15 protein-coding genes and 2 pseudogenes are annotated in these 18,056 nt (G+C 71.2%); 12 read left to right on the top strand and 5 right to left on the bottom strand.

The features are described 5' to 3' along the window. The first annotated feature begins 123 nt into the window (after positions 1-123). The 5 genes from ASF43_RS25230 to ASF43_RS25210 all read left to right on the top strand — a co-directional run bounded on the left by ASF43_RS25230 (position 124) and on the right by ASF43_RS25210 (position 6,315). The gene (locus ASF43_RS25230) at positions 124-2,190 is read left to right on the top strand and encodes a VIT domain-containing protein (protein ID WP_156373522.1); all 2,067 of its coding nucleotides are present in this window, start codon (positions 124-126) and stop codon (positions 2,188-2,190) included. Continuing rightward, positions 2,187-3,065 carry an exosortase Q gene (xrtQ, locus tag ASF43_RS25225; protein WP_056187542.1) on the top strand — a complete coding sequence of 293 codons (879 nt, stop codon included), beginning with the start codon at positions 2,187-2,189 and terminating at the stop codon, positions 3,063-3,065. Before ASF43_RS25230 ends, xrtQ begins: the two co-directional genes overlap by 4 nt. Next, on the top strand, positions 3,049-3,633 hold the full coding sequence (locus ASF43_RS25220) for a hypothetical protein (RefSeq protein ID WP_056187539.1): 585 nt from the start codon (positions 3,049-3,051) through the stop codon (positions 3,631-3,633). Before xrtQ ends, ASF43_RS25220 begins: the two co-directional genes overlap by 17 nt. After that, positions 3,630-4,883: a biosynthetic peptidoglycan transglycosylase gene (locus ASF43_RS25215; protein WP_056187536.1), complete on the top strand. Its 1,254-nt coding sequence runs from the start codon at positions 3,630-3,632 to the stop codon at positions 4,881-4,883. The genes ASF43_RS25220 and ASF43_RS25215 overlap by 4 nt, the downstream gene beginning before the upstream one ends. A 235-nt stretch (positions 4,884-5,118) precedes the next feature. Continuing rightward, the gene (locus ASF43_RS25210; protein ID WP_056187534.1) at positions 5,119-6,315 is read left to right on the top strand and encodes an acyltransferase; all 1,197 of its coding nucleotides are present in this window, start codon (positions 5,119-5,121) and stop codon (positions 6,313-6,315) included. A gap of 7 nt (positions 6,316-6,322) precedes the next feature. Here ASF43_RS25210 and ASF43_RS25205 read toward each other — a convergent pair whose 3' ends face one another. The 4 genes from ASF43_RS25205 to ASF43_RS25190 form a co-directional block, all read right to left on the bottom strand. Further along, positions 6,323-7,444, bottom strand: coding sequence for a CaiB/BaiF CoA-transferase family protein (locus ASF43_RS25205; RefSeq protein WP_056187532.1), 1,122 nt, complete (start codon positions 7,442-7,444; stop codon positions 6,323-6,325). 19 nt (positions 7,445-7,463) lie between these two features. Continuing rightward, entirely contained in the window at positions 7,464-7,886 is a 423-nt protein-coding gene (locus tag ASF43_RS25200; protein WP_056187530.1) for a PaaI family thioesterase, read from the bottom strand. 55 nt (positions 7,887-7,941) lie between these two features. After that, complete coding sequence (locus ASF43_RS25195; RefSeq protein ID WP_056187527.1) at positions 7,942-8,910, bottom strand: tripartite tricarboxylate transporter substrate binding protein; 969 nt, start codon at positions 8,908-8,910, stop codon at positions 7,942-7,944. Between the two features lie 97 nt (positions 8,911-9,007). Next, complete coding sequence (locus tag ASF43_RS25190) at positions 9,008-10,702, bottom strand: acyl-CoA dehydrogenase family protein (protein WP_056187524.1); 1,695 nt, start codon at positions 10,700-10,702, stop codon at positions 9,008-9,010. Positions 10,703-10,806: 104 nt separating this feature from the next. Here ASF43_RS25190 and ASF43_RS25185 point away from each other — a divergent pair, with 104 nt between their 5' ends. From ASF43_RS25185 to ASF43_RS25175, 3 genes are all read left to right on the top strand, one after another. After that, positions 10,807-11,691, top strand: coding sequence for a LysR family transcriptional regulator (locus tag ASF43_RS25185; protein WP_056187521.1), 885 nt, complete (start codon positions 10,807-10,809; stop codon positions 11,689-11,691). A gap of 167 nt (positions 11,692-11,858) precedes the next feature. Next, entirely contained in the window at positions 11,859-12,290 is a 432-nt protein-coding gene (locus ASF43_RS25180) for a hypothetical protein (RefSeq protein WP_056187519.1), read from the top strand. A 56-nt stretch (positions 12,291-12,346) separates the two neighbouring features. Then, positions 12,347-12,925 (top strand): hypothetical protein, encoded by a 579-nt coding sequence (locus ASF43_RS25175; protein ID WP_056187517.1) that lies wholly within the window; start codon positions 12,347-12,349, stop codon positions 12,923-12,925. 7 nt (positions 12,926-12,932) lie between these two features. Here the strand turns inward: ASF43_RS25175 and ASF43_RS31000 are convergent. After that, positions 12,933-13,211 (bottom strand): annotated as a pseudogene (locus ASF43_RS31000) (arginase family protein); the annotation flags it as partial. A 17-nt stretch (positions 13,212-13,228) separates the two neighbouring features. On the opposite strand from ASF43_RS31000, the gene ASF43_RS25165 reads away from it, so the two are divergent. The 4 genes and pseudogenes from ASF43_RS25165 to ASF43_RS25145 form a co-directional block, all read left to right on the top strand. Next, positions 13,229-14,275, top strand: a complete 1,047-nt coding sequence (locus ASF43_RS25165) for a PLP-dependent aminotransferase family protein (protein WP_156373520.1) — start codon at positions 13,229-13,231, stop codon at positions 14,273-14,275. Between the two features lie 89 nt (positions 14,276-14,364). Beyond that, positions 14,365-16,844 (top strand): annotated as a pseudogene (locus ASF43_RS31850) (type VI secretion system Vgr family protein). Continuing rightward, a complete protein-coding gene (locus tag ASF43_RS25150) occupies positions 16,820-17,584 on the top strand; it encodes a T6SS immunity protein Tli4 family protein (protein ID WP_056187507.1) in 765 nt (254 codons plus the stop codon). Before ASF43_RS31850 ends, ASF43_RS25150 begins: the two are co-directional and overlap by 25 nt. A gap of 116 nt (positions 17,585-17,700) precedes the next feature. Continuing rightward, on the top strand, positions 17,701-18,056 hold a 356-nt coding region (locus ASF43_RS25145), incomplete at its 3' end, for a hypothetical protein (protein WP_056187504.1).

Below are 18,056 nucleotides of genomic sequence, written 5' to 3'. Positions count from 1 at the left end.
CGGACTTCACACAGGCTTCACACAGCCGCGATCACTTCTCACCCGCTTCGCAGGCGCCGCCGAAAGTTGCCACCGTGCACCGTCGCACAGCCAGCACCCAGCGAAAAGAAAGTGACCGCCACCATGTCCACCAACCGAAGCGCCGCCTGGCGATGGGCCGCCACGATGGCGCTGGCCGTCGTCGCCGCCCTGTCCCACCGGCCTGCCGCCGCGATCGACGCCGGCCCGCGCCAGCAGACCGAGAGCCCCTACTTCTTCGTGCGCGGCGGCCTGCCCGGCGTGGACGCATTGCCGCTCAAGCGCACGGCCGTGGACGTGCAGGTCTCCGGCGTGATCGCCGAGGTGCGCGTCACGCAGCACTACCGCAACGAGGGCCAGCGCGCCATCGAGGCCGACTACGTGTTCCCGGGCTCCACGCGCGCGGCCGTGGGCGGCATGCAGGTGCGCATCGCCGACCGGCTCATCACGGCGCAGATCCGCGAGAAGCAGCAGGCGCGCATCGAATACGCCGCCGCCAGGCAGGAAGGCAAGACCGCCGCGCTGCTGGAGCAACAGCGCCCCAACGTGTTCCAGATGCGCGTGGCCAACATCCTGCCCGGCGACGAGGTGCAGGTGGAGCTGCGCTACACCGAGCTGCTGCTGCCCGAGGCCGGCCGCTATGCGTTCGTCTTCCCCACCGTGGTCGGCCCGCGCTATGCCGGCGCGCCCACGGCCGACGGCCGCAACGCCTGGGCCGCGCAGCCCACGCTGCGCGAGGGCGAGGCGCCTGCCAGCGCGTTCACACTGCAGGCCAGGATCGCCGCGCCGCTGGCGATCCACGACATCCGCTCGCGCACGCATGCCATCGAGGTGCAGCAGTCGGCTGACCAGCCCACGCAGGCCACCATCCAGCTGGCCGATGGCCGCGGCCCTGCGAACAACCGCGACTTCGTGCTCGACTACCGCCTGGCCGGCGACCAGCTCGCCGCGGGCCTGATGCTGTCGCAGGGCCAGGGGCCGGATGCGGAGAACTTCTTCCTCGCGCTCGTGCAACCGCCCAAGGCCGTGGCCGCCACGCAGATCGCGCCGCGCGAATACATCTTCGTGGTCGACATCTCGGGCTCCATGCACGGTTTTCCGCTGGACACGGCCAAGGCCATGCTGCAGCGCCTGATCGGTGGCCTGCGGCCCAGCGACCGCTTCAACGTGCTGCTGTTCTCGGGCAGCAGCCGCATGCTGGCGCCCAAGGCCGTGCCGGCCACGCAGGCCAACATCGAGCGCGCGCTGGCCGCGCTGGGCCAGACCCAGGGCAGCGGCGGCACCGAGCTGATCCCCGCGCTGCGCCGCGTCTACGCCGAGCCCAAGGCGCCCGATGTGTCGCGCAGCATCGTGGTCGTGACCGACGGCTACGTGACGGTCGAGCAGGAAGCCTTCGCGCTCGTGCGCAAGCACCTGGACCAGGCCAACCTGTTCGCGTTCGGCATCGGCTCGTCGGTGAACCGCGCGCTGATCGAAGGCCTGGCCCGCGCCGGCCGCGGCGAGCCCTTCATCATCACGGACCCGGTGCAGGCGCCCGAGCAGGCGGCGCGCTTTCGCCAGATGGTGGAGTCGCCCGTGCTGACCAGCGTGAAGCTGCGCTTCGAGGGACTGGACGTGTACGACCTGGAACCGGCCGTGCAGCCCGATGTGCTGGGCGAGCGCCCGGTGCTGGTGTTCGGCAAGTGGCGCGGCCAGCCGCAAGGCCGTTTGCTGGTGCAAGGCCACACGGCCGCCGGCCCCTGGCAGCAGGCCATCGACGTGCCGGCCATGCCGGACGCGCAAGGCGCTGCCCTGCCCGCACTGTGGGCGCGGCATCGCATCGCGCAGCTGTCCGACCAGGAAGCGCTGGAAGGCGGCGACGCGTTCCGAAGCGCCATCACGCAGCTGGGCCTGCGCTACACGCTGCTCACGCCCTACACCAGCTTCATCGCCGTGGACCAGGTGGTGCGCAACCCCAACCCGGCCGACAGCACCCGCGTGCAGCAGCCGCAGCCGTTGCCACAGGGCGTGAGCGCTTTGGCCGTGGGCGAGACGGCCACCGTGGTCGCCGGAGCCGAGGTGCCGAGCACACCGGAGCCCGAGACGCTGGGCGCCGTGCTGCTGGTGCTGTCGATGCTGGCCATGCTGCATCGGCGGGCTCGGCGGGCCAAGGCCGGGAGGTTCACGGCATGAACTCGCACACCTTGGTTCGCAACCCGCGCTTCGTGCGCTGGGGCATTGCCATCGATCGGCTGCCGTCCTGGAGCTGGATGGCTCTGCAGGCCCTGGCCCTGCTGCCGGCCTGGGCCTGGATGGCACGCCGGCTGGCCGATGGGTCGGACGACCCGCTGGGCCTCCTGGCACTGGCCGGCCTGGCGCTGCTGGTGGGCGTGCACCGCCGCAGCCTGCGCGCCTCGCCCGCCCTCGCATGGCTGGGCGCGGCGCTGCTGCTGACGCTGGCCGCCACCGTGGCGCGCGGCCCCATCGCCCCGCTGCTCGCCAGCCTGCTGGCCGTGCTGGCATTGGCGGCGGGGCTGCTGGCCTTTCTGCCACGCCAGGTGGCGGCCACGCCGGTGCTGGGCCTGGCCGTGCTGGCGCTGCCGCTGCTGTCGTCGCTGCAGTTCTATGCCGGCTACCCGCTGCGCGTGCTGACGGCCGAGGCTTCGCGCTGGCTGCTGGCACCGGCCTTCGAGGTCTGGCGCCAGGGCAGCACCCTGCTGGTCGACGGCCGGCTGGTGATCGTGGACGCGCCCTGCTCCGGCGTGCAGATGGTCTGGCTGGGCTACTTCACGGCCTGCGCCGTGGCACTGTGGGCGCGGCATGCGGACCGCACGGTGCTGGCGCGCCTGCCGGGCGTGGGCCTGGCGGTGCTGGCCGGCAACATCGTGCGCAACAGCCTGCTGGTGGCGGCCGAAGGCGCGGGCCGGCCGCTGCCGGCCTGGGGCCACGAGGCGCTGGGCCTGGCCGTGCTGGCCGCCGTGTGCGGCGCCATCGCCTGGTGGATGGCGCGGCCGGTCCGTTCTTCCTGCACCTTCACCCCGGGAGCCCGCCATGCCCACGCGGCTTGAAACCCTGTTCGCCAACCGCTTCGTGCAGCGCGTGCTGCACAAGACGGCCTTCGCCGCCGCGCTGGGCCTGTGCGCCGTGTGGTCGCTGGCCCAGGCCCTGTGGCCTGCCGACGCGCAGCCCACCCACGCGGCGGCCTGGGAATGGCCCACGCAATGGGACGGCGCCGCGCTGCGCCCGCTGGCCCTGAGCCCTGTCGAGCAGCGCTTCGCACGCCAATTCCCCGGGCAACTTGCGCGCCTGACCGACGAGCGCCATGTGCTCGTGATGCGCCATGTCAACGCGCCCACCCGCATGCTGCACCCGGCCGTGGACTGCTACCGCGCGCTGGGCTACCGCATCGACGACATCCGGCTCGAAGACGACGCGCAGCAGCGCCGCTGGCGCTGCTTCGTCGCCACGCGGGCGGGCGCTGCGCCACTACGCGTTTGCGAGCGCATCACCGATGCGCAAGGCCAGGCTTTCACCGACACCTCGGCCTGGTACTGGGCCGCGCTGGGCGACCAGTCCACCGGCCCCTGGCTGGCCGTGACCACTGCCGTGCCGCTGGCGCGCGGAGCGCTTCCGTGACCCGGCCCCGCGCGCTGTGCCTGCTGCTGGCCTGCGTGCTCGCACTGCCACTCACGGCGCTGCTGGCCGGCGCGCTGGTGGTGCGCGCGCTGGCGCCGCAGCCCGGCGAATGGGCGGCGCCGCTGCGCATCGGCCCGTGGTCGACCCAGGTCGGCGTGCTGCAGGTCTTGCGCGTGGCAACCGCACCGCCGTTCGCGTACTGGCTCGACGGCCTGCGCCTGCAGACGCGCTGGGGCCCCGTGCGGCTGCAATGGATGGCGGCCGACCGCAGCCTGCACCTGCAGTGCGCGCCTTGCCGCGTGCGGGTGCCGGCACTGGGCAGCGACCCGGTGCAGGTCCCGCAACTCGACCTGGCCGTGTTCCGCGACTTCGAGCAGTTGCACGGCACGCTGCGCGCCAGCACCGGCGCGGCCGACGGCTCGCGGCTGCAGGCCTGGTTCAGCGGCCGGCTGCAGGGCGGCGGCGTGGCCTTGCGCGCCCACCTGCCCGACACCTCCATCGCCGACGCCTACGCCGTGCTGGCCCCGCAACTGCCCGAGCTGCGCCAGGCACGCATCACGGGCACCGTCGCGCTGCAGGCCCGTTGGGACTTGCCGGCCGGCGCGCTGCGCCTGGTGCCGCAGGTCGAGGGGTTCACGGTGCAAGGCCTGGGCACCGAGGTGCTGGCCCACGCGGCCTCCAGCTGTGGGCCGGCAAGCGGGCTGCGCCGTAGCGACTGGCTGGCGCGCGCCGTGCTGGCGGCCGAGGACCAGCGCTTCTTCGAACACCCGGGCTACGACCTGCGCGAGCTGCAGGCCGCGCTGCACGCCAACCGGTCCGCCGGCGAGGTGCAGCGCGGCGGCAGCACGCTGACGCAGCAGCTGGCCAAGCGCCTCGTGACCGGCGATGAACGCAGCGCCAGCCGCAAGCTGCGCGAGCTGCTCTACGCCGTGGAGATGGAGCAGACGCTGGGCAAGGCCCGCATCCTGCAGCTGTACCTGGACAACGCGCCCTGGGGCGGCGGCGTGTGCGGCGCCGAAGCCGCGGCGCAACACCACTTCGGGCGCGGCGCGCGGCGGCTGGCGCCGGCGCAGGCCGTGTGGCTGGCGGCCATGCTGCACAACCCCGAGGCCGAATCCCGCCGGCGGGCGGCCCAGGACGATGCCGCTCTGGCGCGCGCCGGCTGGGTGGCCCAGGGCTTGCGCGGGGGCACGCGCGAACGCGAACGCGCCGCCCTGCGGCAGGCCTTGCCGGCGACGCAGCCCCACTGATCACGATCAGGCCCGCCGCATCCGCGCCGCCGCCCGGTGCAGCCCGAACATCACCACCGCCCGCGCCCCCACCACGCAGGCACGGCCGGCCCACGACCAGGACGCGGACGATGAGCGGATGGCCGGCTTGGCCACGCAGCTTGCACGCAAAGACTGCCCCAAGGCACGGTGGACACGTCACAATCCGGCGCCGGCTGCCCGGCGCCGAATCCCCCGCATCGCCAGCCGAATCACCATGGACGCCACCAGCCCACTGCCCGTCATCGCCGTGACGCTTGTCGCGTACGCAACGTGCGCGGCCATTCGTCGGCTGGGCCCGCCGCTGCCGAGCGCCAACCGCTTCGAAACGATCGACGGATTGCGCGGCTACCTGGCGCTGTTCGTGTTCCTGCACCATGCGTGCATCTGGTACTTCTATGTCCGCACCGGCCAGTGGCGTGTGCCGCCTTCCCACCTGTACACGCATCTGGGGCAGAGCGGCGTGGCGGTGTTCTTCATGATCACCGGCCTGCTGTTCTACGCCAAGGTCCTGGACGCGGCGACGAGGCCCATCGACTGGACGCGGCTGTACGTCGGGCGCCTGCTGCGGCTGGCGCCGCTCTACTTCGCAACCATCGCGCTCGTGCTGCTGCTGGTGATGCACGCCTCGCACTGGACCTTGCACGAACCCGTCGCCAAGCTGGCCAGCAACACCGCTCGGTGGCTGACGTTCACGGTGCTCGGCAGCCCCGACATCAACCGCTTGAGCGGCACCGGCCTGCTGACGGCCGGGGTGACCTGGTCTCTGCCCTACGAATGGTTCTTCTACCTGGCACTGCCCGTGATCGCGCTGCTGGCCGGGCGGCGCGCTCCGTGGCCCGCGCTCGTGCTGTCGCTCGTGTCGCTCCTGGGCTTGTTGAAGTGGCAGCCGGTCCTGCTCCACCTGTGCGCCTTCGGCGGTGGTATGGCGGCGGCGGTACTGGTCCGGCAACAGGCGTTCGTGGCACTGTGCCGGCACCGGCTCACGTCGTGCGTGGTGGTCGGGCTGCTGGCGGCGGTGGTGGTGCTCTTCCCCAACGCCTACACACCGTCCGCGATGCTGCTGCTGGCGTGCGCCTTCGTCCTGATCGCCGGCGGGTGTGCGGTCTTCGGGCTGCTGCGCCTGCCGACGTCGCGGCTGCTGGGCGAGATGACCTACAGCATCTACCTGCTGCATGGGCTCATGCTTTTTCTCGCGTTCCAGATGCTGCGGGCCCCCGACGGTGCGCGGCAACTTTCCGCCGTGGCGCACTGGGGCACGGTGCTCGCGCTGACGCCCGTGCTGGTCGTGGCCTGCTACGGCACGTTCCGCTGCATCGAGCAACCCGCCATGCAGAAGGCGGGCCCCCTGACGGCCGCCATCCGATCGCTGGCCGCGAGGGCCGCGGGCCGCGACAGGCTGGCCCGGCCCTGACGGACCTTCACGTCCCTTCGAATTGCGCCCCCGGCGTCAACGGCGCATGCCGATAACTCGCCGGCGTGCGGCTCAGCTTCACCGGCGACCCCAGCCCGCGATAGCCGCCCTCCAGCTCCACCACCATGCCGCGGTGCACCGTGTGCGGATGCGTGAGCGCGGCGTCCACGGGCAGCACGGGGGCGGCCGGCACGCCGGCGGCCATGAGGTCGTCGACGAGCTGGCGGCCGTCGAGGCCGGCCATGGCGGCTTGCAGCTTGTCCTTGAGCGCGTCGCGGTGGACCGAGCGCCCGCCGGCTTCGCGGTAGTCAGGGTTCTCGGCCAGTTCGGGCACGCCCACCACGCGGCAGAAGGCGGCGAACTGGCGGTCGTTGCCCACGGCCAGGAAGATCGGGTCGGTGCCGGTGGCGAGCGCGTCGTAGGGGTAGATGTTGGGGTGCGCATTGCCGGTGCGGCGCGGCGCGCGGCCGTCCATGAACCAGTTGGCCGCGTGCGGGTGCAGCAGCGACAGGCCGCTGTCGTACAGCGCGGCCTCGACGAACTGGCCCTTGCCGCTTTTGTGGCGCTCCTGCAGCGCCAGCAGCACGCCGATCACGGCGTTCAGCCCGGTCACCATGTCGACCACCGGCAGGCCCACGCGCAGCGGGCCGCCATCGGCCTCGCCGTTCACGCTCATGATGCCGGTCATGGCCTGCACGGCGGCGTCGTAGCCGGGTAGTGCGCCCAGCGGGCCATCGGATCCGAAGCCGGAGACGCGGGCCCAGATCAGCCGCGGGAACTGCTGCGACAGCTGCGCGTAGCCAATGCCCCAGCGCTCCATGGTGCCGCTTTTGAAGTTCTCCACCAGCACGTCGGCCTGCGCCACCAGCGCCAACAGCTTCTCGCGGTCCTCGGGCGTGGTCAGGTCCAGGTGCTGGATGCGCTTGTTGCGGTTCAGGCCGTGGTAGTAGGACGCCACGCCCTCGCGGAACGGCGGCCCCCAGGTGCGCGTGTCGTCGCCGCCGGGCGGCTCGACCTTGAGCACGTCGGCGCCGTGGTCGCCCAGGATCTGGCCGCAGTACGGGCCGCCGAGGATGCGCGAGAGGTCGAGCACGCGAATGCCCGCGAGCGCGCCGGGGGTAGTGGTCATGGGGTTCTCCGGGGAAAGGTCAGGCCGGTGGCTGCCGCTCGACGAGCTTGAACGTGCCGGTGGCCAGCGTGAGCAGGTTGCCATCGGCATCGTGCGCCTCGCCACGCACGAAGCACAGCGACTTGCCGCGCCGCTCGCAGCGGGCCGTGGCCACCACGTCGCCACGCGTGCCGGCCACGTAGTGCAGCGACATGTCGACCGTGATGACGCCGAAGCGCGCAGGCTCGTGGGCGCGCGCGGCGCACGACAGCACGCAGTCCATCAGCACCGCGAACGCGCCGCCGTGCACGTCGCCGCGGCTGTTGGTGTGGAGCGGGTTGGCCGGCATCAACACCGTGGCCTGGTCATCGCCGATGCGCACGCCCTGCAGGCCAAAGGCCTGGACCATGGGCATGCGCAGGCTGAACAGGGTGTCGGGGGCTTCGTTGCTGAAAAAAGTCATCTGGCGGGAAGTAGAAAACGAACGAATCCGCAGGGTAACCGAGTGCCGCGGCCGCTCAATCGAGCTGCGCGCCGGACTGCTTGACCACGCCGGCCCAGCTGGCTTTCTGCGCCACGATGAACCGGGCGAGTTGCGCCGGCGCATGGTCGGGTGCGCTCTCCAGGCCCTGGGCAGCGAACAGCTCCTTGACCTTGGGGCTGGCCAGCACCTCGACGAAGGCCTGGTTGAGCTTGGCGATGCGCTCGGGCGGCGTGCCGGCGGGCGCCACGATGCCGAAGAACACGCTCACGTCGTAGCCCGGTACGCCCTGCTCGGCGATGGTGGGCAGCTGCGGCAGCGCCTGCGAGCGCGTGGCCGTGGCGATGCCCAGCGCGCGCAGCTTGCCGGCCTTCACATAGGGCAGTGCGGTCAGCACGTCGGTGAAGCTCATCGCCACCTGGCCGCCCAGCAGGTCGTTGAGCGCCGGGCCCGTGCCCTTGTAGGGAATGTGCTGCAGGTCCACGCCGGCCTTCTCGTTGAACAGCACGCCGGCCAGGTGCGACGAAGCGCCGTTGCCCGACGAGGCGTAGCTGAGCTTGCCGGGGTTGGCCTTGGCATAGGCGACGAGTTCCTTCACGTCCTTGGCCGGCACGCCGGGGTGCACGACCAGGATGTTGGGCAGATGGCCGACCTGGATCACGGGCGCAAAGCTCTTGACCGGGTCGTAGGTGGACTTGCGGTACAGGCTGGCGTTGATGGCCAGCGGGCCCGAGGTGCCGAACAGCAGGGTCTGGCCGTCGGCCGGCGCGCGCGCCACGAAGTCGGCACCGATGTTGCCGCCCGCGCCGGCACGGTTCTCCACGATCATGGGCTGGCCGAGCTTGTCCTTCATCTCGGCGGCCAGCGTGCGGGCCATGGCGTCGGTGGGGCCGCCGGGCGGGAAGGGCACGACCAGCATGACGGGCTTGTCGGGGAAGGACTGGGCCTGGGCGGCGGGCATGGCGGCGAGCAGCGCGGCGGTCAGCAGGGTGGCGAGGATGCGCATGGGGTCTCCAGATTCAAACGGGTGGGGTTCTTGCTCCCTCTCCCCCTGGGAGAGGGTTGGGGTGAGGGCTCTGCGGCCCCTGGATGTTCAAGTCGTCTCAGGCGCAAGCCGGCACGGCGCTGGCCGCCAACGCCCAGTCCGCCGGGATGTCGCCCACCGCCAGCGGGTCGCGCGGCAGCACGCGGTGCAGCAGCACCAGCTGGGCCCAGCGCAGCCGGTCGGCCGAGCCGCTGCGCTGCGCCTCGTGGGCCATGGCGATGGCGCTCACGCAGTGGTACAGGCCCGATGCAGCCTGGCGCGCCAACACGTGGCCACCGTCAGCCGCAGCCGTCTGAGCGAGCGCGGCAGCCCGGTCCAGCGCGCCCTGCAGTGCCTGCGCGAAGGCCGGCGCCAGGCCGGCGTCGCCCAGCAGCGCCTCGAAGTGCTGCTGCAGCACGGCCAGCGCGCCTTCGCGCTGGATGGCGCGGACCACGTCGAGCGCCACGATGTTGCTGGTGCCTTCCCAGATCGAGCCCAGGTGCGCGTCGCGCACGAGGCGCGGGTCGGCCCATTCCTCGATGTAGCCGCAGCCGCCGCGCACCTCCATGGCGTCGCCCGTGACCTTGCGCGCATCGCGGCAGGCGCGGAACTTGATGAGCGGCGTGAGGATGCGCAGCAGCGGGTAGGCGCCCTCTTCGCCCGCGTCCGAACGCGCCAGCGCCAGCGCGGTCTGGAACACCATGCTGCGCGCCTGCTCGGACGGCAGGCGCAGCTTGTCGAGCTGCCGCTGCATGAGCGGCATGTCGGCCAGGCGCCTGCCGAAGGCCTGGCGCTGGCTGGCGATGTACTCGGCCTCGGCCACGGCGCGGCGCATCAGGCCGGCGGCGCGCACGCCGTTGGACAGCCGCGAGTTGTTGACCATGTCGGCCATCTGCACGAAGCCGCGGCCGCGCTCGCCCACCAGGTAGGCCACCGCGCCCTCGAGCGTGATCTCGCCCGAGGCCATGGAGCGCGTACCCAGCTTGTGCTTGAGCCGCACGATGCGGTAGTGGTTCAGCCGGCCGTCGTCGAGCCGGCGCGGCAGCAGGAACAGCGAGACGCCCTTGATGCCGGCCGGCGCATCGTCGGGCCGGGCCAGCACCATCGCGAAATCGGCGTCGGGGTTGGAGCAGAACCACTTGTCGCCGGTCAGCGCCCAGCTGCCGTCGGCCAGCGGCGTGGCGCGCGTCTGCGTGGCGGCGATGTCGGAGCCGGCCGCCTGCTCGGTCATGAACATCGCGCCCTGGGCCAGTTCGTCGAAATCCAGCGAGGTCAGGCGCGGCAGGTAGCGGGCCACGAGCTCGACGTCGCCGAATTTCTTGAGTGTGCGCGTGAGCGAATCGGTCATCGAGACCGGGCAGCACAGGCCGAACTCGGCCTGCACGAAGAGGTAGGTCAGCACGTACTTGACGAGTGGCGGCATCTTGCCTTGCCAGCCCAGCGTCTCGTCGCGGTGCGACATGGCGCCCAGGCCGAATTCGCTGAGCGCCAGGCGCTCCATCTCCACGTAGGCCGGGTGCTTGACGATGCGCTGCTCGTCCAGCCCGGTGCGCGTGCGCGATTCGAGCACCGGGGGGTTGTGGTCGGCGACGCCGGCCAGCTCGTCCAGCCGGCTGCCAGCCAATGCGCCCAGGCGCTCGAAGTGGGGCTGCATGTGGCGGCGCAGCGCGTCAGGCAGGTACAGCGCCAGCAGGCCCTGCAGTTCCAGGTCGGTGGTGAACAGGTTCTGGCCGTGGCGGTCCGGGATCGGATGGGCGGCGGGGGCGTGGCTCATGCGGGTCTCCTGCGTGCAAGGCTCGGGGGAAAACGCGATGGTGCTGCCGGCAACGATGCGTGTCCAATATCGTTCATGACTTGATCGATAGGGAATTCGTATCCATGGAACTGCGCCACCTGCGCTATTTCTCGGTGCTGGCCGACGAGCTGCACTTCGGCCACGCGGCCCAGCGGCTGGCGATCTCGCAGCCGCCGCTGTCGGTGGCGATCCGTCAGCTGGAAGACGCCGTGGGCGCGCGGCTGTTCGAGCGCAACAGCAAGGGCGTGCGGCTCACGCCGGCCGGCCAGGCGCTGCGCGCATCGGCACGCCGGCTGCTGCGCCAGGCCGAGGAGGCCGCGCTGGAGGCGCGAGACGTGGCCGCGGGCTCGGCCGGGCGGCTGCGCATCGGCTTCGTCGGTGCCATGCTGTACCGCGGCATGCCGCAGGCACTGCGCGCGTTCCAGGCCCGGCACGCGGGCGTGCGCATCAGCCTCATGGAATTGAACTCGGCCGAACAGATCACCGACCTGCTGCACGACCGGCTGGACCTGGGCTTCATGCACACGGCGCGCCTGCCGGGAGACCTGCAGGCCCGGCTGCTGCTCAGCGAGTCCTTCGTTGCCTGCCTGCCGCAGGGCCATGCGCTGGCGGCGGGCAAGCGGCTCGCGCCCGCCACGCTGCGCGATGAACCCTTCGTGCTGTTCTCGCGCGCCGCCTCGCCCGACTACCACGAGCGCATCCTGGCGATCTGCGCGCAGGCCGGCTTCCTGCCCGAGGTGCGCCACGAGGTGCGGCACTGGCTGGCCGTGGTGTCCATGGTGGCGCAGGGCCTGGGGGTGGGGCTGGTGCCGCAGGCCATGCAGCGCTGCGCCCTGCAGGGCGTGGTCTTTCGGCCGCTGGCGGGCGTGGCGGCGCAGTCCGAGGCCTATGGCGTGTGGCGCGCGGACGTGCACAACGTGCTGGTCGAGGGCCTGCTGCACCACATGGCAGCGGCCGTGGCGCCGTAAAGCCCGCACGCGCCCGCTGCGCGGTCTGCGACAAATGGCACACACCCGCGCCCTACGCACGCGCAGGCCGCGCAACTGCCAAGAGCTCGCTGGCCTGCGCGCGCCAGACTCGCTACCGTACGCGCGCCGGCATCTCCCATGTGCCACGCCAGCACCGATCCATCTCCATGATCCGCATCCAGTTCATGCCCGCCGGGACGACCACCGGCATCGCGCGCTTTTACCTGCAGGACGACGCAGCGCCCATGAGCGACTACCAACTGGTCTGCACGCTCAACTGGGAGAGCCCGAATGTGGTCTGGGTCCACGGCCTCATGGGCCGCGGTTCGCGCAAGCTGTGGCGCGATTTCGCAGCCAAGTTGCACGAGGTGGGCGTGGAGCAGATCCGCGCCACCCGCGCCGAGGGCCGGGTGCTGCCGCGCGCCCGGCCGCACCCGGACGGCAACGGCCTGGTGATGCATTTGAAAGACCTGATCGACCAACCGGTGGACAGCGGTTTCGTGACGCTGTGGCGCCGCTGCACAGTCTGCGTGCAACCACGCGTAAGCATTGGATCGGGCGCCTTACCAACGCGTGACACTGTACAAACAACCAGTTAATATGACTGCCAAGCGGCCGCTGGTGGCCACTTTTTTGGACGCTCCACGCACCTGCCATGACTTCGGCCGCCGTTCCCGCCATCGCCCAGATCGCCGCCAGTGCCCCGGCGCCGGCCGGTGGGTCGCAGGTGTTTTTCGGCTGGCTCAGCCTGCCGCTGCTGACGGCCATGATCCTGGCCTGCTCGGCCACCGTGGCCTTCGTGGGCCTGTCGTTCACGCTGCTGGCCTCGCGTGCCGATACCTTCCGCAACCTGCGCGTGGGCTTCAACGCGCTGCGCGCGTCCATGCCCGCGCGCTTCTGGACGCTGACCGAGATGCCCGAGCCAGCGCAGTTCGCCTACCTGGTGAAGTACTGGCAATACGCGTTCGACGAGTGGATCATCACGCGCGAGCTCAACCCCATCGTGTTCGGCCGCTTGTGGCGCGCCTACTACCGGGACGTGATCCGCGTCTCGTGCAAAAGCCCGGTGATGGTGGCCGCGCTGTTCCAGGCGGCCGAAGGGGCCACGGCGCCGGTGGACCACAAGTTCATCGCGCTGGTGCTGGGGCCGCGCTTCACCGAGCCCAGGGTGCTGGCGCGCGCCAAGGAGCTGGCGCGGCAGCACCAGATCGCGGTGCCGGCCGGCTGCCCGTAGCAGGTGTTCAGCGCCGCGCCACGCCGGGCAGCACGCACAGCATCTCGTACAGCAGGTTGGCCGCCAGCTGCGCCGTGTTGCCGCTCTGGTCGTAGGGCGGCGACACCTCCACGAGGTCGCCGCCGACCAGTTGCAGCCCCTGGCAGCCGCGCACGATCTCCAGTGCCTGGATGCTCGTGAGCCCGCCCACCTCGGGCGTGCCGGTGCCGGGCGCCCAGGCCGGGTCGATGCCGTCGATGTCGAACGTGAGGTAGACCGGCTCGCTGCCCAGCTGCGCGCGCACCTCGAGCCCACCACCGGCGCCTGGCGGCGCTGCTGCAGCAGGCCATCCTGTCGGGCCGGCTGGCCAGCGGCGTGAAGCTGCCCTCCTCGCGCGCGCTCGGCGCCGACCTGGGCATCGCCCGCAACACGGTGACCCAGGTCTACGAGCAGTTGCTGGGCGAGGGCTATGTGCACGCGCAGACCGGCAGCGGCACCTACGTGGCCGACACCAGCCCGCACGGCGTGCTGGACGGCGGCGCGCGGCCGGGCCGGCGCGCGCTGCGCGACCACCAGCGCCTGTCGCGGCGCGGGCGCCGCACCATCGAGATGGCCGGCGTCGGCAAGCGGCAATGGGGCGCCTTCATGCCCGGCGTGCCGGACGTGACCGAGTTCCCGCTCAAGACCTGGAACCGGCTGCAGAACCGCATGTGCAAGCAGATCCGGCCCGAGCTCATGACCTATGCGCCCGGCGGCGGCTACCGGCCGCTGCGCCGCGCGCTGGCCGACTACCTGCGCGTGACGCGCGCCGCTCATTGCCAGCCCGAGCAGGTGATCGTGACCACCGGCATCCACCAGTCGGTGGACCTGGCGATCCGGCTGCTGTGCGACGTGGGCGACGAGGTCTGGGTTGAGGAGCCCTGTTACTGGGGCATCCGCAACCTGCTGCTGTCCTCGGGGCTGAAGCTGGTGCCGATCCCGGTGGACGCCGAGGGCATGAACCCAGGGCCGCGCCAGCGCGCGCGGCCACCGCGGCTCATCATCTGCACGCCCTCGCACCAGCGCAGCCTGTACGCCGAGCGGCGCGCGCTGCTGCTGGCCCAGGTGCGCGCGCGCTACGGCGAGCGCCTGCCGGTGCTGGGCGGCGAATCGGGACTGCACATGGTGCTGGCGCTGCCGCACCTGAAGGACGACCTGGCCGTGGCCCAGGCAGCCCTGGAAAGCGGCGTGCTGGTGCGCGCGCTCAGCGGCTACTACAGCAGCGCGCGGGCTGCGCGCAACGGCCTGCTGCTGGGCTATGCCAGCGTGCCGCCCGCGCAGATCGGGCCGGCGTTCGAGACCCTGGCGCAGGTGATCGACGGGTTCGGCTGACGCTTCCACCGGTAGTATTCACGAAATACTTGGGGTGTCGCAACAAAGTGTTCGCATACACTTTTGGCCGCTTTGCCCGCCGCAGCCCTATGCTTTCCCTCCCAATCCCCTCGCAGATCCAGCGCCTGCTCACCGACACCACGCGCTTGTACCGCCTGCAAGGCGATGGATCGCTGGACGCGCTGCTCGTCCAGGCCTGGAGCCTGCAAGAGGCGCTGGACACGCCCTGGCGGCTGCAGCTCATCACCCTGTCCACGCAGGTCGGCCTGGACCCGCACGCCATGCTCGGCCAGCCGCTGCAGCTGCACACCCGGCTGGCCGATGGCAGCGAGTTCGCGCGCGGTGGCCTGGTCACCGAGGCCCGCGCCGAGAGCGCCGACGGCGGCTTCGCGCGCTACTGCCTAACGGTGGAGCCCTGGCTGGCCCTGCTCGCCCATACCACGCGCAGCCAGGTCTGGCAGGAGCGCAGCGTCACCGAGATCGTCGAAAGCCTGTTCGCGCTGTACCCGCTAGCCACGTGGCGCTGGTCGCCTTGCGTGGCCCAGCACCTCGCCACGAGCACCAACGCCGGCCTGCGCAGCTACACCGTGCAGTACCGCGAGAGCGACCTGGCCTTCCTGACCCGCCTGCTCGCGCGCGAAGGCATCTGCATGCGCGTGGCACCCGACGGCACGCTGGTGCTGCTGGCCGACAGCGTCTCGCGCGAGGCCTGTGAGCAAGACGTCGTCAGCGCCAGTGCCCTGGGCGGCGCAGGCGTGCGCTACCACGCCAGCGGGGCGCAGGAGCACCAGGACGCCATCCAGGCCTTCGGCGCCACGCGCACGCTGCCCTCGGCCAGCACCACCGTGCTGAGCTGGGACTACCAGGCCAAGCGCGCCGTGGCCGCCGAGGTCCCCACGGCGCACGCCTGGGGCGGCGCCAACGCCCCGGCGCTTCAGGACTACGCGCTGCCCGGCGCCTATGCCCACGCAGACACCGAGCAGGCCGCGCGCGCGGCCCTGCTGCAACGCCAGTCGGTCGAGGCGCGCCACAAGACCTGGCAGGGCCGCAGCACCGTGCGCAGCTTCACGGCCGGCCACTGGTTCCAGCTGACCGAGAGCGATATGGACGCCCTGGACGCCCTGGGCCAGTCCGAAGAGGACAAGCGCTTCGTGCTCACCGCCGTCACCCACGCGGGCCTGAACAACCTGCCGCAGAGCCTGGCCGAGCAGGTCGTGCAGCAACTAGGCCACGCCGATGTCGGCGAGGGCCTGCCGGCCGCCCTCATCGCCCAGGCCCGCGCCACCGGCTACGGCAACACCTTCGAGGCCATCCGTGCCCAGGTGCCCTGGCGCCCGCAGCCCGCACCGCCGCGCGAGTACCCCGGCATGCTCACCGCCACCGTGGTCGGCCCGCAAGGGGAAACCCAGGCCAGCGGCGCCGAGGAGATCCACATGGACCGCCTGGGCCGCATCCGCATCCGCTTTGACTTCCAGACGCTGACCCAGGGCCCGCACACCAGCAGCGCCAGCAGCTGGGTGCGCGTGCTGCAGCGCTGGGCCGGTGCCGCCATGGGCACCCAGGCCAGCGGCGCCGAGGAGATCCACATGGACCGCCTGGGCCGCATCCGCATCCGCTTTGACTTCCAGACGCTGACCCAGGGCCCGCACACCAGCAGCGCCAGCAGCTGGGTGCGSGTGCTGCAGCGCTGGGCCGGTGCCGCCATGGGCAGCCAGTTCATCCCGCGCATCGGCCAGGAGGTGCTGGTGGACTTCTTCGAGGGCGACATCGARCGCCCCATGGTGGTGGGCGCGCTGTACAACGGCCAGGGCGAGGCCGGGCGCCGGCCCACGCCGGGCGGGCAGGCTGCGCAGGACGATCTGTCCCCGCTGGCCTCAAGCGGCGACCACCGCCCCGGCGCGCAGGGCAACCTCGCGGGCGGSCACAGCCCGGCCTGGCACGGTGCSGGSGCCGGCGCCGTCGAGGCCGGCGGCCAGGCCAACGCCGCCGCGCTGTCGGGCATCAAGACCAAGGAGTACGGCGGCTGGGGCTACAACCAGCTGGTCTTCGACGACAGCGACCAGCAGCTCAGAACCCAGCTGGCCACCAGCCAGTACGACACCCAGCTGAACCTGGGCCACCTGATCCACCAGGCCTGGGCTTTGAGCTGCGCACCGGGGCCTACGGGGCCGTGCGCGCCGGCCAGGGGGTGTTGATCAGCAGCTATGGCACGCAGCCGGGCGAGCCGGCCGGCGACAACGCACCGGGCATCGCGCTGCAGGGCCAGCTGGCGAACCTCATCAAGACCTTCAGCCAGGCCGCCAGGACGCACCAGACGGTGCAGCTGGCCGACGCCATCGGCAGCACGCAGGCGGGCACGGCTCAACAAGCCGAGGAACTGCGCCGGCGCGGTTGGGGTGAAGTCGGCGCGATGAGCTATGCGCCGTTTCTCGTGTGGCTGGAGAACGCCCTGAACGACGTCGACGATCCACATGCGGGCTTGCGGGTTCCAACGCGATCAAGCGCATTGCTCCATTTGGAAGCGAAGGCAACTACGCGCACCATTTGCAACAGCACGCGGCGAAACTGAGGAATGCCAAGCACGAGACGGAGGGCTCGCTGTTGAAGTCTGTCGGCAAGTTCGAGGACGGGCGGCAGATGGTGTTTGTGTCCCGACCGGAGGCAAATGACACGTTCACATACCTGGTCGAGTCATTTGTTCATGCTCCGGGTGCGGGATGGCACATTTCACACCGAGTTGCAAGCGAAGATCAGCTCACAGTTGTGCAACAAGTGGGTGAGATCGCCCAAGCCCTCAGCTACCGCGAACCTGCAGCCATCCCGACCACTCCCGGGGCCTGCCTGGCCGATGGCCTGCTGAACCGAACACCGCTTGAAGTGGAGTCGTTCCAAGGCGGCGCCCGTATTGAAGCGCTGTCCTGGAGCCTGAGCTTCAGTTCCGAGACCTCCGGTCCGCGCGACAACAAGCTGCACTCGGACCTGTTCAGGCGTGTCGATCGGGCCATCGACATGGCGGGAGCAGGATCGGGCATTCGGAAGCTGCGCCGCGCTGAAGTTTCAGCGGATGGCCGTACCGGGCAGGAATACGTCGGCTTGTACCCGAGCGACGAGGCCGTCATCCTGGACGCGAAGCTGGAGCTGTACGGCAATGCCAAGCCGCAGTTGCCCACCATCAAGCTGCTTATGGAAACCGGCTGGCCAATCAACAAGCACCCCGAAGACCCACGCCGCTTTCTGAGCCAGGAGGAGGCGCTGGCGGTTTGGGATGCAGTTGTCAAAAGCATTCGCCCAAGACCCGGGGCGTTCTGACCCACCCTGCGCTGCTGTGCCATCAAGGGAAGTCTGCGCGCAGACTGGGCAACGGCCACCGTTACAACTGCGCAAGCCCACGGCCGGCCAGTGACTTCGGTGCCGGCACGCGGGTGTTGCCCGCGGTCACCACCACGACGCTCAGCTGGGACTCCAAGGCCGAGCGCGCCGCCACGCTGGCCCAGCAGGCCATCGAGGCGCGCCACAAGCGCTGGCAGGGCCGCGCCAGGGTGCGCACCTTCACCGCAGGCCAGTGGTTCCAGCTCGCCGGCAGCGATCTGCAGGCCCTCGATGCCACCGTGGTCGGCCCGGACGGCCTGACCCAGGCCAGCGGCGCCGAGGAGATCCACATGGACCGCCTGGGCCGCATCCGCATCCGCTTTGACTTCCAGACGCTGACCCAGGGCCCGCACACCAGCAGCGCCAGCAGCTGGGTGCGGGTGCTGCAGCGCTGGGCCGGTGCCGCCATGGG

This window comes from Pseudorhodoferax sp. Leaf267 (assembly GCF_001422405.1).
Lineage (GTDB): Bacteria > Pseudomonadota > Gammaproteobacteria > Burkholderiales > Burkholderiaceae_C > Pseudorhodoferax.
This window is presented reverse-complemented; position numbering and strand designations above follow the sequence as displayed.